Origin of the sequence: Streptomyces griseoviridis (genome assembly GCF_005222485.1) — a bacterium.
Lineage (GTDB): Bacteria > Actinomycetota > Actinomycetes > Streptomycetales > Streptomycetaceae > Streptomyces > Streptomyces hintoniae.
This window is the reverse complement of sequence record NZ_CP029078.1, coordinates 772,530-786,722: the sequence shown is the minus strand read 5'-3', so window position 1 is coordinate 786,722 and position 14,193 is coordinate 772,530. Positions and strand designations below refer to the sequence as shown.

The following is a 14,193-nucleotide window of genomic DNA, read 5'->3' as shown; positions in this document are numbered from 1 at the left end:
TGTGCGGTCAGCTGCCGGCGCCGGTCCTGCCCCAGTCGGGACCCGCCCGCTCCCACTCCTGGTCCCAACGGGCGTATCTGCGACGGACCATGCGCCACACCAGCAGTCGCCTGGCGGCCTCGACCGCGCCCGCGGTGAGCAGCGCCGCGCCGATGCCGGCGAGGACGGCGTGGGTGGTGGCGGTCGCCGGGTCGAGCGGGCGGGCGACGACGGCGCCGTGCGCGTCCGTCCACATCGCGAACCGGTCGCCCGGGTCGGCTGACTTGCCCTCCACGAGGGTGGGCCCGTGGTGGAACGAGCCGTCCGGAGCGGTCCAGTCGGCGATCACCCGGTTGCGCAGGTCGTGCGCCGACGACGTCTCGGGGTCGGTGTCCAGCGGGGAGCGGGACAGCTTGCGGACGACGGTCGCCGTCACCAGGTGCCGGGTTCTGATCTGGTCCCGGACGGAGCGCTGCAGGGTGTCCTGGGCGAGGCCGCCGACGAGCGTGCCGATCACCGGTGCGACCAGGAGGATCAGCAGCAGGGACGTCAGCGCGAGCCACGCTTCGACCAGGTCGGTCGCACGGCGCAGCGGGTTGTGCCGCCACCGCCAGAGTCCGCCCATCGCTCGCACCGTCGAACACCCCCTTCTCGCTCTCCGTGATAACCCCTCGCACCGCCCCGACCGGTGCCGACCGCCGAAAGAGAGAGCGAAATCACCTTCCCCGGCCCTCGCCCACCCGCCGCGGTGCCCCCTTCACCTCATCCCAACGCGCCGTACCCCGGCGCCGGTTCCCGGCTCGGCCGTCCTGTCCCGATCACCGGGCACGGCGGGCGGAGGGCCCTCTTCGAGGACGGTGACCTGGTCACCGACCTGGATCGTGCCGCGGTTCAGCGGCACCAGGTTCTGCCCGAAGACCAGCCTGGTGCCGAACCGGCGGTGTCCGCTGAGCGTGCGCAGCGGCTCCTTGCCCCGCGCGCCGGTCGTCTGGTCGGTGGTGGTCACCACGCACCGCCCGCAGCTCTTCGCGACCCGCAGGACGACCTCGCCGATCGCCAGCCGCGTCCAGCCGTCCTCGGCCCAGGGGGTGGTGCCCTCGACCACCACGTTGGGCCGGAAGCGGTTCATCGGCAGGGGGCCCTCGTCCGGGTGATCGCCTTGTGAGATCAGGGAGTTGAGGGCGTCGAGGGAGGCCGTGGTGGTGAGCAGCAGGGGATAGCCGTCGGCGAAGGAGACGGTCTCGCCGGGCCTCGCGTAGGCGGGGTCCACGGGTCTGCGGACGGCGGGGTCGTCCATGTGCACCAGGCGGGTCTGTGCGCCGAGGCAGCGGCTGACCCAGGCGTGCGCGGCGGGGTCCTCGGCCGGGACGCCCGCGACCTCGTCACGGAAGATCTCCACCCGTACCGTCCGCGCCCAGCGGGGCGGCGCGACGTCGAGAACCGGCAGGCCGGGCGCGGACAGCCGGACGCCGCCGCCGGGCAGTGGCTCGGCGGCGGCTTGTGCCAGGCGCGGGCACTGACGCTGTGTGACGACCCTTCCCCTGTCGTCGATCAGCACCCAGCGGCGGTCTCCGGCCAGCCCCCAGGGCTCCACCTCGGCCTGCCGGGGCGCGATGCCCCGGAGCGACTTGACCGGATGGACATGGATCGACCTCAGCCGTGCGTTCCCCATGACCTCATCGTGCCAGGCCGCACTGACAGTCGGCGCGCGGCGACTCAGTAACCGCGGTACTGCTGCTGGTTGCTGTACGGGTCCTGGTACTGGGCCGGGGCGGGCCGGGGAGCCGCGGGGCGCATCGCCTCGTAACCGGAGGGCATCGGGCGCTGGGGCTGCGGCTGCTGCTGGCCGGGGTATCCGCGCGGCACGGCCTGCGGCGGGATGTAGGCCGCCGGGGCCTGCTGGAGCGGGGCGGGCTGGGCCGTCTGGGGGTAGCCGTAGACGGGCTGGGACGGTCCCGCCGGGAGGGCGGGCAGGGCCGACGGCAGCGCGGGCAGGTGGCTGCTCGGGATGTCGTAGGCCGCGGGGACCCGGATCGGCGCGATCTGCGGGGTGCCCCGCTCGGCCACGAGCCGGTCGTAGATCGGAGTGTCCGGGAAGGAGGCGGAGTAGAAGCCGCCGCCATAAGTGGAGCGGGGGGAGGTCATGGCACATAAGTTAAGCCCACGATGTGCTGGTTGGGGAGACCGATAAGAGGGTTGTTTTCCGTGTCGGGGGTAGTCGCGTATCCCCAATGCGAGCGAACTTGCCAAAAAGGGGCGGGTACCCGCGTTCGGATCGTGTAAAGCCCAAGTTCCGCACGGGTTACCGGAGGTTGACGGGCGTCTTCCCGTGCCCCTCGTGGGACTTCGCGGCCCTGGAGAATAGGTTGTGCGTGGAAGTACCCGAACGGCAGCCGGGACACGGCCCGGTGCGGTGACACGTGATGGGGGCGAAGAGATGACCATGGCGAAGGGGCAGAACACGCCGGTGCCGACGACGGCGCTCCGCGTCGAGCTGGGCTGGCGGTCGGGGCCCGAAGTGCCCGACGCGGACGCCTCGGCCCTGCTGCTGGTTGGCGGAAAGGTGCGCTCCGACGGCGACTTCGTCTTCTACAACCAGCCCGCCCACACCTCGGGAGCGGTCCGCCACGAGGGCAAGCGGGACGGCGGCGGCAGCGTCACCGACACCCTGCTCGTCGACCTCGCGCGCGTGGAGCCCGCCGTCGAGAAGATCGTCCTCGTGGCCTCCGCCGACGGCGGGACGTTCGGGAGCGTCCCCGGCCTCTACATCGAGGTCACCGACGCGGCCCAGGGCGGTGTGATCGCTCGTTTCGACAGTGCGGGCGCGAGCGTCGAAACCGCTTTCCTGCTCGGTGAGTTCTACCGCCGCCAGGGCGCCTGGAAATTCCGCGCCGTCGGCCAGGGCTACAGCACGGGACTCGAGGGCCTCGCCACCGACTTCGGCATCACGGTCGACGAGCCGCAGCGCGCGCCCGCCGCCGCACCGCCGCCACCCTCCGCAACTCCCGCACCCCACAACCCGGTTGCCCCGCCACCCCCGGCCGCTCCGCCCGTCGCCCCGCCCCCGCCGGTCACCCCGCCGCCGGTCGCGCCCGCCGCGCCGGTCCGGCTGACCAAGGTCACGCTCACCAAGGCGGCCCCCGCGGTCTCGCTCGCCAAGCAGGGCGGCACCTCGGGCGCGCTGCGCGTGAACCTCAACTGGCAGTCGCGCAAACAGTTCTCGGGGTGGGGCAGCAAGCGCGGCCGGGCCGTCGCCCGGCACGCGGACCTCGACCTCGACCTGTGCGCCCTCTACGAACTCACCGACGGCAGGAAGGGCGTGGTGCAGGCCCTCGGCAACTCCTTCGGCGCCCTGCACCGCCCGCCGTACATCCACCTCGACGGCGACGACCGCACGGGCGCCGTCGAGAGCGGCGAGAACCTCACCGTCAACCTCGACCACACCCGCGACTTCCGGCGCATCCTCGTCTTCGTCACCATCTACGAGGGCGCGCGCTCCTTCGCCGACCTGCACGCCACGGTCACCCTGCAACCGCAGTTCGGGGCGCCGATCGACTTCTCGCTCGACGAGTGCACCGTCCCGTCCACCGTCTGCGCCCTCGCCCTGCTCACCAACACGGGCGACGACCTGATGGTCCAGCGCGAGGCCCGCTACCTGGTGCCCGAACGCGGGGTCAGCCCGCAGCGGACCATAGACCACGTCTACGGCTGGGGCATGAACTGGACACCCGGCCGCAAGTGACCTCCCGCGCCGGTCAGGGCGACGGCTCGTCCGTGACCGGCGCGGGGCGCGCGTAGGTGCGGCCCTTCCAGGCCGCGCCGCGCCCCCGGTAGTGCCGCACCGCCGAGTCCACCGTCATCAGCAGGTAGAGGAACGCGGTGAACGGCAGCAGCGGGGCGAGCCGGGACGGCAGTCCGTAGTACCGCAGCATCGGCAGATAGGTGCCCGTCATCACCAGCCAGGCGAGCCCGCCGGGCACCGCCACGGCCGCGTTCCCGGCCGCCAGGCCCACCGCGAGCGCCACCGGCGGCACCAGGTAGACCAGCGCGAGACCGGCCACCGTCCCGGCCAACAGCGCGGGGGAGTGCCGCAGTTGGGCGTAGGCGCTGCGCGACACCATCCGCCACAGGTCGTCCAGCCGGGGATAGGGCCGCACGCTGTCCACCCGCTCGGCCAGCCCCAGCCAGACACGACCGCCGGCGCCCTTGACCGCCCGCGCGAGCGCCACGTCGTCGATGACGGCGTGCCGGATCGCGTCCGGGATCCGCGCCCGCTCGGCGACGTCCGCGCGCAGCAGCACACAGCCGCCCGCCGCCGCTGCCGTCCGTGACCCCGCCCGGCCGATCCGGCGGAACGGATAGAGCTGGGCGAAGAAGTAGACGAAGGCCGGCACCACCAGCCGCTCCCAGCCGCTCTCCACCCGCAGCCGCGCCATCTGCGAGACCAGGTCGAACCGGCCTGAGCCGTCCGAGCCGGCCGCCGCGACCAGCGTCCGCAGGCTGTCGGGGGCGTGCGCGATGTCCGCGTCCGTCAGCAGCAGGAACTCCGGCTCACGCGCGCGGGTGAGCGCGATGCCGTGCCGCACCGCCCACAGCTTCCCCGTCCAGCCCGCGGGCGGTTCGCCGGGGGAGGTGATTGTCAGGGGCAGCCCGCCGTGCTCCGCGGCCAGCGCGCGGGCCACTTCCCCGGTGCCGTCGGTGCTGCCGTCGTCGACGAGGAAGACCTCGGCCGGGCCCGGATAGTCCTGCGCGAGCAGCGACGGCAGGCTCGCGGGCAGCACGGCCGCCTCGTCGCGCGCGGGCACCACCACGCACACCGACGGCCACCGCCCCGGATCCTCGCGGGGCGGCAGCCTGACGTCCGTGCGCCAGAAGAAGCCCTGGCACAGCAGCAGCCACAGCCAGGCGACGAGGGACACGGCGGCGATCCACACGATGGCGCTCACCTCGCGAAGTCTGCCCCATCGGACGGGCCGTCACCGGCTCATCGTCTATCGTGGCCGGGTGAAGATCGCGCTCATGGACTCCGGAATCGGTCTACTGGCGGCCACCGCCGCGGTACGGCGTCTGCGGCCCGACGCAGATCTCGTGCTCTCCCTCGATCCGGAGGGCATGCCCTGGGGCCCGCGGACACCGCAGGACCTCACCCGGCGGGCCCTCGCCGTCGCGCAGGCCGCCGCCGCGCACCGGCCCGACGCCCTGATCGTCGGCTGCAACACCGCCACCGTCCACGCGCTGCCCACCCTGCGGGCCCGCCTCGAACCCGCCCTGCCGGTCATCGGCACGGTCCCGGCGATCAAGCCGGCCGCGGCGGGCGGCGGGCCGCTCGCGATCTGGGCGACCCCGGCCACCACCGGCAGCCCCTACCAGCGCGACCTGATCGCCGACTTCGCCGGCGGGGTCCGGGTCACCGAGGTGCCCTGCCACGGTCTCGCCGAGGCCGTGGAGCACGCGGACGCCGCCGCCGTCGACGCCGCGGTCACCGCCGCCGCGGCGCTCACCCCGGACGACGTGACGACCGTCGTCCTCGGCTGCACCCACTACGAACTCGTCGCCGAACGCATCCGCAACGCCGTCCAGCGCCCCGGCCGCCCGCCGCTCGTGCTGCACGGCTCCGCGGGCGCCGTCGCCGCCCAGGCGCTGCGCAGGCTCGGCGCGCAGCCGGTCACCGGCGTGCAGACGAGCGGCACCCTGACGGTGCTGCTCAGCGGCCATGAGGGCAGCCTCCCCGATCCCGCCCTCGCGTACGCCGAAGGCCGGTTCCTCCAGGCGGTCACGCCCGCGCGCTGACCACGGGGACGGAAGCGGAGCGAGTGGCTCCGGGCACCCCCGGTCGGCGGAACCACTCTCCCCGACCCGGGACCCGCGCGCCGAAACGTGGGTAATCTCGTAGCCATGAGGGACCACCTCGACGGCGACATCACCCCGCATCCCGACGTCTGGACGGGACGCGCGACCAACCGCGTCCAGTGGCTGCTCGCGGTCGGCGGCGCGGCCTTCCTCGCGCTCGGCATCGAGCTGGCCGTCGACTCCGCGTGGACCTCGGGGGTCGCCCCGCTCGCCATGGCCGTCGTCGGCTGCATCGCCGCCGGGCTGCTGATCCTCTTCGGCACCCTCGCCTTCGTCCACGTCGACCTGCGGCTCGACCAGGACTCCGTGGAGGTGCGCTGCGGCCACATCGGGCTGCCGCGCCGCCGCATTCCGCTCACCCAGGTGGCCGGCGCCGACTTCGCCCCGTACGTCACCCCGCGCCAGTGGGGCGGCTGGGGCTACCGCTGGCGGCCCGAGAAGGGCACCGCCGTCGTGGTGCGGCGCGGCGAGGGCGTGGTGCTGCGGCTGTGGGACGGCCACAGCTTCACCATCACCGTGGACGACGCCGAGGCCGCCGTCCTGGTGATCAGGGACCGGCTGCGGCCGGCCACCCCCGGCACGGTGCGCTGAGCCCACCCGCTCACGGCGTCAGCCGGTCGTCCCACACCGGTACGTCCTGCCTCTCGCACGTCGGCTCCTCGGCCGGCGGCCGCGCCGTCGCGAGACCCGCTAGGAGACCCGCGCCGACCGCCACGGCGGAGAAGCTGAGCGCGTTGCCGACAGTGGCGACCACCGCGAGGACGGTCAGCGCGGCGGCCGCCGTGAGCACCACCGGGGTGGGGCGCGGCGAACGCCACAGGGCGTACAGCACCCAGCAGAACCCCGCCGCGAGCAGCACCACACCGACGACTCCCTGCTCGGCGGCGAGTTGCAGCGGCGCCGAGTGCGGGCGGCCGTCAGGGGCCGCGATGCCGGTCGCCGCCGTGCTCAGCTCGCCGAAACGGCCGGGGCCCACCCCGAGGGCCGGGTGGTCGCGCGCCAGGCGCAGTGCGTCACGCCACAGCTCGATCCGGTGTCCCGTCAGCTGCCCCGCCAGCGCGTCGGACGGCCCCTCGGGTACCGAGTCCCCGGCGAGTGCCCAGGTCAGTCCGGTCGCCGCGGCGACCGTCACGGCCGCACCGGCGAGCCAGGGGCCGCGCCCGCGCAGCCGTCCGGCGGCCACCGAGCACAGCAGGACGGCGGCGCAGGCGACGAATCCGGCCATCGAACCGACGACGGCCGCGGTCACCGTGATCGCCACGGCCAGCGCGCCGAGGGCCGGCCGCGCGGCCCGGTTGCCGGCGCTCCACGCGGCGCAGCACGCGGCCCCCGTGCTGAGGGCCAGCAGGCCGGCGGTGGCGCCCGCCTGGCCGAGCGGCGCGGCGAACCGCGGACCGGGGGCCAGGTGCGGTACGGCGACCGTCAGCACCAGCCCGGCGAGCGCCGCCGCGCAGGGCGTGCCGACCGGCAGCAGCACCCCGCCGATCCGGCCCGCCGCGTACCCGGCGGCCACCGCGAGGATCGCGAGCAGCACACCCTCGGGACGCCCGTCGTGGGCGCCCGCGGAGATCAGCGACCACGCGGCACAGGCCCCGAGGACCACCACGCCCGCCGCATCAGAAACGTTTCGTCTCTCGGGGTCCTCCCCAGGACCACCGTCGGACGTCAACCCGGTGACAGCCACCCCGCCCCCCGACCCAGTACGGCCCCGCCGGCCGGGCGCGCGGCGACCGGACGACGGGGGTTTCGGCCACCGTAACGGCTGAGGGGCGTTTTGGGGATGAGTTGGGCAGAGCCACCCAGGAAGGATGCGACCGCCCACCCCGGTCCGTCCCGCCGTCCGGCGCCCAGGGCCGCGCTGTCGGCTCCATGGTCACGCGCCGTACACTCCCCGGGTGACCGTCACCGCACCCTCCGGGGCCACCTCCGACCAGTCGTCGCAGGTCGCGCCCGTCTCCTGGGCGGCGCGTCTGAAGCGCTGCGTCCCGGCCCTCGCCGCCGCCCTCTTCGGAGCGCTGCTCTACGTCAGCTTCCCGCCGCGCCCCCTGTGGTGGCTCGCCGTGCCCGCCTTCGCGGGCTTCGGCTGGGTGCTGCGCGGACGCGGCTGGAAGGCGGCCCTCGGTCTCGGCTACCTCTTCGGCCTCGGGTTCCTGCTGCCGCTGCTGGTGTGGACGGGTGTCGAGGTCGGCCCGGTGCCGTGGATCGCGCTGGTCGCGATCGAGGCCCTGTTCGTCGCGCTGGTCGGCGCGGGTGTCGCCGCCGTCTCCCGGCTGCCCGGGTGGCCGCTGTGGGCGGCGGCGGTGTGGATCGCGGGCGAGGCGGCACGCGCGCGCGTGCCCTTCCACGGCTTCCCCTGGGGCAAGGTCGCCTTCGGCCAGGCCGACGGGATCTTCCTGCCGCTCGCCGCGGTCGGCGGCACCCCGGTGCTCGGCTTCGGCGTGGTGCTGTGCGGCTTCGGCCTCTGCGCGACGGTCCGGCTCGCCGTCGAGGGCCGCCGCACCAGGGCCGTACGGCGGCCGGCCGCCGTCGTCGCCCTGGTCAGCGTGGTCCTGCCGGTGGCGGGCGCGCTCGCCGCCCGGACCCTGGTGAGCGACAGGGCGGAGGACGGCACCGTCACCGTCGCGGTCATCCAGGGCAACGTGCCCCGCGCGGGCCTGGATTTCAACGCCCAGCGCCGGGCCGTCCTCGACTACCACGCGCGGGAGACGGAGCGGCTGGCCGCCGACGTCGAGGCGGGCAAGGTCGCCAGGCCCGACTTCGTGCTGTGGCCGGAGAACTCCTCCGACGTCGACCCGTTCGCCAACGCCGACGCGCGCGCGGTCATCGACGAGGCCGCCAGGTCGATCGGCGTCCCCATCTCGGTCGGCGGGGTCGTCGAACGCGACGGCAAGCTCTGGAACGAGCAGATCCTCTGGGACCCGCGGAAGGGCCCCGTCGACACCTACGACAAGCGGCAGATCCAGCCGTTCGGCGAGTACCTGCCGATGCGGTCCCTGATCGGCGCGATCAACAGCGACTGGACGTCGATGGTCCGCCAGGACTTCAGCCGCGGCACCCGGCCCGGCGTCTTCGCCATGGGCGGCGCCGAGGTCGGCCTGGTCACCTGCTACGAGGCGGCCTTCGACTGGGCGGTGCGCTCCGAGGTCACCGACGGCGCCCAGATCATCTCCGTGCCCAGCAACAACGCCACCTTCGACCGCAGCGAGATGACCTACCAGCAGCTCGCGATGTCCCGGGTCCGCGCGGTCGAGCACAGCAGGACCGTCACCGTGCCGGTCACCAGCGGCGTCAGCGCGATCATCATGCCGGACGGCACCATCACCCGGAGGACCGCCATGTTCGTCGCCGACCACCTGGTGCAGAAGGTGCCGCTGCGCTCGGCGCAGACGCCCGCGACCCGGCTCGGCGTGCTGCCCGAGACCGCCCTGGTGCTGATCGCCGCGGGCGGACTCGGCTGGGCGGTCACGGCCGGGGTGCGCGGACGGCGCCCGGCGGACGCGTAGGGCGACGGCACGCCCCGGGGCGCTCCTGGCCGTGCGACGCGGTCCGCGTCCCGTGGGAGGGCCGTGATCGGCACGGTTAGGGTCGGGCCATGGCTACTCCTGACTTCATCCGTGAGATCCGGGCCTTCGCGGGCCACGAGCTGCTCTGGCTGCCCGGGGTGAGCGCCGTCGTCTTCGACGACGAGGGCAGGGTGCTGCTCGGGCAGCGCGCGGACAACCACCGCTGGGCGCTGATCTCCGGCATCCCGGACCCCGGCGAGCAGCCCGCGACGGCCATCGCGCGGGAGGTGGAGGAGGAGACGGGCGTGGTGGTCGACGTCGAGCGGCTGATCACCGTCAGGTCCGGGCGCGAGGTCACCTTCCCCAACGGCGACCGCTGCCAGTTCATGGATCTGTGCTTCCGGTGCCGGGCCGTCTCGGGGGAGGCCAGGGTCAACGACGACGAGTCGCTGGCCGTCGCCTGGTTCGCGCTCGACGAGCTGCCCGAGCTGGCGGACTTCCACCGCTTCCGCATCAAGCAGGCGCTGTCCGACGAACCGGCCTGGTTCGAGGCACCCGGCACCGAGTGACACGGGCGGTGAGCGGCGGGGACGGGTGACGGCCCGGCGGGAGCAAGTCCCTTACGCGCAACGGGTGTTCGCCCTCTGCGCCGCGACGAGGTCGGTCGCCTCGCGCGCCATGGCGGCGGTCTCCTCGGCCGCCGCGCGGACCTGGTCGTCCGGGTGGGTCAGCGCGTGGGCGGCGGACGCCGCGACGGCGGGCAGGACCTCGCGGCAGGACAGCACCGCGCGGGCCATCACGGCGTCCGCCAACTCGGCGTCCTCGTAGATCAGATCGTGCCCCTCCTCCGGGTCGGGGCCGTTCAGCAGGGCCGCCACCTCGGCGTCGACGTCGCGTCCCGCGGGGTGGGCGAGGCCGTCCAGGTCGTCGGCGACGAGCACGGCCGCCTGCGCGACGTCGTGGAGGAAGGCGAGGACACCGGTCAGGGTCCGGTCGTCGGGCAGCGCGTCCCGGCCGACGAGGGCGCAGACGTGGGCGGCCACCGGGCCGGTCGCGGTCCACGGCGTGCCCTGGTGCACGATCGCGGAGTCGAGGTGGAGGAGCGCCCGCGCGCGGGCCCGCTCGTCCCGCGAGACGAGGTCGCGCAGCCGGGCCGGGGTGTCGGCCGCGGTGCCGTAGGCGTGCAGGAGCAGCGTGAAGTCGGTGTCGGGGTGCGGTGCGGTCACCGGCCCAGGGTAGGGCCGGCGCTCCGCGGGGCGCCGGTGGGGCGGTGCTACCAGCGGAAAATACGGGTGACGTGGGAGGTACGGGCTTGGTAGCTTCCTCGGGTGCCCAAGCTCAATCAGATCATCGCCGTCGAAAAAGGCGTCAAGTCGAAGTCGCTCCAGGAGCTGACGCAGGCTCACCACGACGTGCAGAAGCCCGCGTTGCTCGCCGGGATCTCCCGCACCTACCAGCCGAAGGACGAGGAGGGCGAGCAACTCCCGCCCGAGTCCACGCGTGTTCAGGTCATGGCCGAGGACGTGCTGCGAGCCACGGCCTCCACCCTCACCCGGCTGTTCGACGTGACGGCGACGAAGGACTGGGCCAACCGCACCGCCGCGGCCGACGTGGTGGTCGACGGCACCGTGCTGCTCGCCGACGTCCCCGTGCCCTACCTCCTCTTCCTGGAGAAGCAACTCACCGATCTGCACACGTTCGTGCGGAAGCTGCCGGTGCTCGACGCCTCCGAGTCGTGGGCGCTCGACCCGTCGACGGACGCCTGGAAGACGGAGCCGGTGCGGACCATCCGCACCAAGAAGGTGCCCCGCAACCACGTGAAGGCGGAGGCCACCGAGAAGCACCCGGCGCAGGTCGAGGTGTACTACGAGGACGTGCCCGTGGGCTACTGGACCACGGTCAAGTTCTCCGGCGCGCTGCCCGCCCGCCGGGTCAACGAGCTGCTCGACCGGGTCGAGAGGCTCCAGCAGGCCGTCAAGTACGCCCGCGAGGAGGCCAACGGCGCCGAGGTCACCGACCAGCGGGTGGGTGACGCCGTGTTCGGCTACCTGTTCAGGTAGCCCCTTGAACGCCCCTCGTGCGAGCGGGGGGTGGCGCGATGAGCGCAAGCTGACACTGAAGTCGAAGCTGACCAGGGGTGGCAGGTGGGGGTTCGAATCCCTCCCCCGGCACACGTGCCGGGGTGGCCCAATCGGTAGAGGCGGCCCCCTGAATCTCAGATTCTCGCTCAAGTCTCAGCATTCGCCACCGAACGCCGGATCGCCCGGCCGCGGACGATCGTCGACGAATGGGGGTTCAAGTCCCTCCTGTGCCTCTCTCATGGCGCGGTAGTTCAAAGGTAGAACGCGTCGACCTCAGAATGATCCACGGCCTTAAACGCCGCCGGTGTGCGCAAGTGGGTGGCACCTCTGGGCCCTGGGAGCTGGATACCGCTCCCGGGGCCCGCTGACGTCCGGGCCGGGTTCAGTCCCCGGGCGGGGGCGCCAGCACCATCGGCCAGTCGTCCGAGGCGAGCAGCTCGTCGACGGAGACCTCCGGAGCGGCCGAGAACACGGCCGTGGCGTCCGAGAGGCGACCGACCGGCGCCGAGGGCAGCGCCGTCCGCGCCCGCAGCACGATCACGGCCTCCGGATCGACAGCCGACCGCTCGGCGAACTCACCCGCCTCCACGCCCACGTGAGCCAAGGCGACGGGATACACGGCGACCGCCAGCCGCAGCGACTCCCCGTCCACCTCCCGCTCGGCCCACCCGTCGGTCCGCACGAGATGGACCGCGCCGTCCCCCTCGTAGCAGTACCCGCTGAGCAGGGCCACCGCCCGCTCCCCGGGAGCGCCGTCCGGATCGACGACGAGAACGACGACGGCGTCGCCCGGCGCGTCAGGAGCGAAACCGGAACGAACGGACAGACGGGGCGACATGAGGGAGCCTCCGGAGGGGAGAGGGGTGGCCGGGGGTGAAGAGAGGGGTGGCCGGGCGGGGCACAGTACAGCAGGTGTACAACTCCGGTGCGGGGGAGCTGGGGTGGGGCGGCGGGGCAGCGGGCCGGTGGTTGTAGCGCGGGGCGCGGTCGGCGGATGCTCACCCTTCGGCGTGGTTCGCACTTCCCGGGTGCGGTGCGCGCCTCGGCGGAAAACAAGAGGCCCGCCGGCGGTGTCTGCGCCACGATGATCCCGTGAACGACGTTCTGTACGGGCTGGCGGCCAACCCCGCGCTGCCGGCCGAGGTGGCCGACCGCCTGATCGCCGGGGCGGACGCGGACCTCGCCGACCGGCTCGCCCAGCGCCCGGACCTCAGCAGCGCGCAGACGGCCGCGCTCGCCTCCCGCTGTGAGGACGCGGCCGTCCGGCTCGCCCGCCGATCGCTGCTGATCACCGCCGACCCCGACCCCATGGCCCGCCCCCGCCTCACCCTCGCCCTGCTGGAGAGGGACACGGGGTGCGCGGAGGGGCCCCGGTCTCCTGACGACGCCGACCGTCCCGAGCGCCCCCGCCTCCCCGGCGACGCCGACCGTCGGAGCTGGGCCCGGCTGCTCGTCGGCGCACCCTCCGTGGAGCACCGCGAGCGGCTGGCGGCCTGTCCCGGGCTCCCGCCCGACGTGGTGCGCCGACTCGCCACGGACCCGGCGGCGGCCGTCGTCGCGGAACTCGCAGTCTGGACCTGCTCACCGGAGCTCCTCGCGGGGCTCGCGGCCCATCCGCACACCGATGTCCGCCGCTCGGTCGCGGCCAACGAGGCGACCCCGCCCGCCACCCTGGCCGCCCTGCTGGCCGGCGGGCCGCAACCCCCGGCACGGTTATGCCCGTTCTGCGACGGCACGGAGGTCTTCCTCCCGGACACCGAGTGCGACGGCCGTCACCGGACCGCCGAGCGGCACATCCACGAGCAGGCCCTGCGCAACCCGGCGACCCCCGCCGATGTCGCCGCCCGGTTCGCCGGCACCCCCTGCGCGCTGCTCCGCCGCCACCTGGCATCTCGCCCCGATCTGCCGCGCCCGGCTTACGAATTGCTGGCCCGGGACCCTGACCCGCGGGTGCGGGCGGACCTCGCCGACAACCCCGGGATCGACGCGCGGCTGATCCGCTCCCTGGCCGCCGACCCCGACCCCGAGGTGCTGGGCCGGCTCGCCCGCCACCCCTGCCTGCCCCTCGACCTGCTGCCCCGGCTGGCGGGGCTGCGCGGCCAGGGCCGGTCTCCGCTGCCCTGTCTCGACTCCGCCACGCGCGCCGAGATCACCGCCCTCGCCGCCTCTGCGCACCCGGGAGTGCGGATGCTGGTGGCCCGGCGGCGCGATCTGCCCGACGACGTCCGGGACGCGCTGGCCCGGGATCCCGACGCCAAGGTGGTCAACGCCGTCGCCCCTCATCCGGGCCTCGGGGAGCAGCAGTTGACGGCGATGGTGGAGCGGCACGGCGTGCGGGTCGTCGTGAAGGTGGCGGAGAACCCCGGTGCGTCCCCGGCCCTGTTGCTGTCGCTGGCCGCGCACCGCCCCCCGGCGCCCAAGGTGTTGCGTGTGATCGCCCGCCATCCGCACGCCACGGCCCCGGTCCTGCTCCCCTGCCTCACCGACCTGGACGGCCGACGCGTCGCGGCGGCGCGTGCCGCCCTCCCCGTCAACGCCCTCGGCGAGCTGCTCGCCGACGGCGACGCCTCCGTGCGGGAGGCGGTCGCCGCCAATCCGGTTCTGCCGGTCGCCGTCATGCGGCAACTCGTCGCAGTCTGACGGGGGTTGATCTACCCGCGGTCGTCATCCCCGGTCGGCACGCCGTGCGCCCCCGCTCTTGACTCGCTCTTACCTTCTGGCGATCCTCGTCGGTAACTTGCACTAGTCATGACAAGATGACATGGACGTGGGGACTCACC

14 protein-coding genes are annotated in these 14,193 nt (G+C 74.0%); 7 read left to right on the top strand and 7 right to left on the bottom strand.

What is annotated here, in order from left to right; translation table 11 throughout:
* Window positions 1-7: 7 nt before the first annotated feature.
* The 3 genes from DDJ31_RS03350 to DDJ31_RS03340 form a co-directional block, all read right to left on the bottom strand.
* Window positions 8-613, bottom strand: coding sequence for an Rv1733c family protein (locus tag DDJ31_RS03350; RefSeq protein ID WP_127181791.1), 606 nt, complete (start codon window positions 611-613; stop codon window positions 8-10).
* Between the two features lie 123 nt (window positions 614-736).
* On the bottom strand, window positions 737-1,651 hold the full coding sequence (locus DDJ31_RS03345) for an MOSC domain-containing protein (protein ID WP_127181792.1): 915 nt from the start codon (window positions 1,649-1,651) through the stop codon (window positions 737-739).
* Between the two features lie 44 nt (window positions 1,652-1,695).
* Window positions 1,696-2,124, bottom strand: coding sequence for a DUF6643 family protein (locus DDJ31_RS03340; RefSeq protein WP_127181793.1), 429 nt, complete (start codon window positions 2,122-2,124; stop codon window positions 1,696-1,698).
* Window positions 2,125-2,422: 298 nt separating this feature from the next.
* On the opposite strand from DDJ31_RS03340, the gene DDJ31_RS03335 reads away from it, so the two are divergent.
* Window positions 2,423-3,721 (top strand): TerD family protein, encoded by a 1,299-nt coding sequence (locus DDJ31_RS03335; RefSeq protein WP_127181794.1) that lies wholly within the window; start codon window positions 2,423-2,425, stop codon window positions 3,719-3,721.
* Between the two features lie 13 nt (window positions 3,722-3,734).
* Here DDJ31_RS03335 and DDJ31_RS03330 read toward each other — a convergent pair whose 3' ends face one another.
* Entirely contained in the window at window positions 3,735-4,913 is a 1,179-nt protein-coding gene (locus DDJ31_RS03330; protein ID WP_127182976.1) for a glycosyltransferase, read from the bottom strand.
* A 70-nt stretch (window positions 4,914-4,983) separates the two neighbouring features.
* Here DDJ31_RS03330 and DDJ31_RS03325 point away from each other — a divergent pair, with 70 nt between their 5' ends.
* Window positions 4,984-5,769 (top strand): glutamate racemase, encoded by a 786-nt coding sequence (locus tag DDJ31_RS03325; RefSeq protein ID WP_164785053.1) that lies wholly within the window; start codon window positions 4,984-4,986, stop codon window positions 5,767-5,769.
* A gap of 105 nt (window positions 5,770-5,874) precedes the next feature.
* Window positions 5,875-6,420, top strand: coding sequence for a hypothetical protein (locus DDJ31_RS03320; protein ID WP_127181796.1), 546 nt, complete (start codon window positions 5,875-5,877; stop codon window positions 6,418-6,420).
* Between the two features lie 10 nt (window positions 6,421-6,430).
* On the opposite strand, the gene DDJ31_RS03315 is transcribed toward DDJ31_RS03320, so the two are convergent.
* A complete protein-coding gene (locus tag DDJ31_RS03315; protein ID WP_127181797.1) occupies window positions 6,431-7,435 on the bottom strand; it encodes an O-antigen ligase family protein in 1,005 nt (334 codons plus the stop codon).
* Between the two features lie 289 nt (window positions 7,436-7,724).
* On the opposite strand from DDJ31_RS03315, the gene lnt reads away from it, so the two are divergent.
* Together lnt and DDJ31_RS03305 are read left to right on the top strand one after the other, a co-directional pair.
* A complete protein-coding gene (gene lnt / locus DDJ31_RS03310) occupies window positions 7,725-9,332 on the top strand; it encodes an apolipoprotein N-acyltransferase (protein WP_240678299.1) in 1,608 nt (535 codons plus the stop codon).
* 89 nt (window positions 9,333-9,421) lie between these two features.
* Window positions 9,422-9,901, top strand: coding sequence for an NUDIX hydrolase (locus DDJ31_RS03305; RefSeq protein WP_127181799.1), 480 nt, complete (start codon window positions 9,422-9,424; stop codon window positions 9,899-9,901).
* Window positions 9,902-9,952: 51 nt separating this feature from the next.
* Here the strand turns inward: DDJ31_RS03305 and DDJ31_RS03300 are convergent, their stop codons facing one another.
* Window positions 9,953-10,558 carry a hypothetical protein gene (locus DDJ31_RS03300; RefSeq protein WP_127181800.1) on the bottom strand — a complete coding sequence of 202 codons (606 nt, stop codon included), beginning with the start codon at window positions 10,556-10,558 and terminating at the stop codon, window positions 9,953-9,955.
* A 102-nt stretch (window positions 10,559-10,660) separates the two neighbouring features.
* On the opposite strand from DDJ31_RS03300, the gene DDJ31_RS03295 reads away from it, so the two are divergent.
* Complete coding sequence (locus tag DDJ31_RS03295) at window positions 10,661-11,392, top strand: DUF7873 family protein (RefSeq protein WP_127181801.1); 732 nt, start codon at window positions 10,661-10,663, stop codon at window positions 11,390-11,392.
* 403 nt (window positions 11,393-11,795) lie between these two features.
* On the opposite strand, the gene DDJ31_RS03290 is transcribed toward DDJ31_RS03295, so the two are convergent.
* Entirely contained in the window at window positions 11,796-12,251 is a 456-nt protein-coding gene (locus DDJ31_RS03290; RefSeq protein ID WP_164785054.1) for a hypothetical protein, read from the bottom strand.
* A 254-nt stretch (window positions 12,252-12,505) separates the two neighbouring features.
* Between DDJ31_RS03290 and DDJ31_RS03285 the strand changes: the two genes are divergently transcribed.
* A complete protein-coding gene (locus DDJ31_RS03285) occupies window positions 12,506-14,053 on the top strand; it encodes a hypothetical protein (protein ID WP_127181803.1) in 1,548 nt (515 codons plus the stop codon).
* The last annotated feature ends 140 nt before the right edge of the window (window positions 14,054-14,193 follow it).

Excerpts from the sequence above, each read along its gene's own strand:
- DDJ31_RS03290 (WP_164785054.1), bottom strand. The coding sequence starts at position 12,251 with ATGTCGCCCCGTCTGTCCGTTCGTTCCGGTTTCGCTCCTGACGCGCCG.
- DDJ31_RS03345 (WP_127181792.1), bottom strand. The coding sequence starts at position 1,651 with ATGGGGAACGCACGGCTGAGGTCGATCCATGTCCATCCGGTCAAGTCG.
- DDJ31_RS03320 (WP_127181796.1), top strand. The coding sequence starts at position 5,875 with ATGAGGGACCACCTCGACGGCGACATCACCCCGCATCCCGACGTCTGG.
- DDJ31_RS03335 (WP_127181794.1), top strand. The coding sequence starts at position 2,423 with ATGGCGAAGGGGCAGAACACGCCGGTGCCGACGACGGCGCTCCGCGTC.
- DDJ31_RS03305 (WP_127181799.1), top strand. The coding sequence starts at position 9,422 with ATGGCTACTCCTGACTTCATCCGTGAGATCCGGGCCTTCGCGGGCCAC.
- DDJ31_RS03340 (WP_127181793.1), bottom strand. The coding sequence starts at position 2,124 with ATGACCTCCCCCCGCTCCACTTATGGCGGCGGCTTCTACTCCGCCTCC.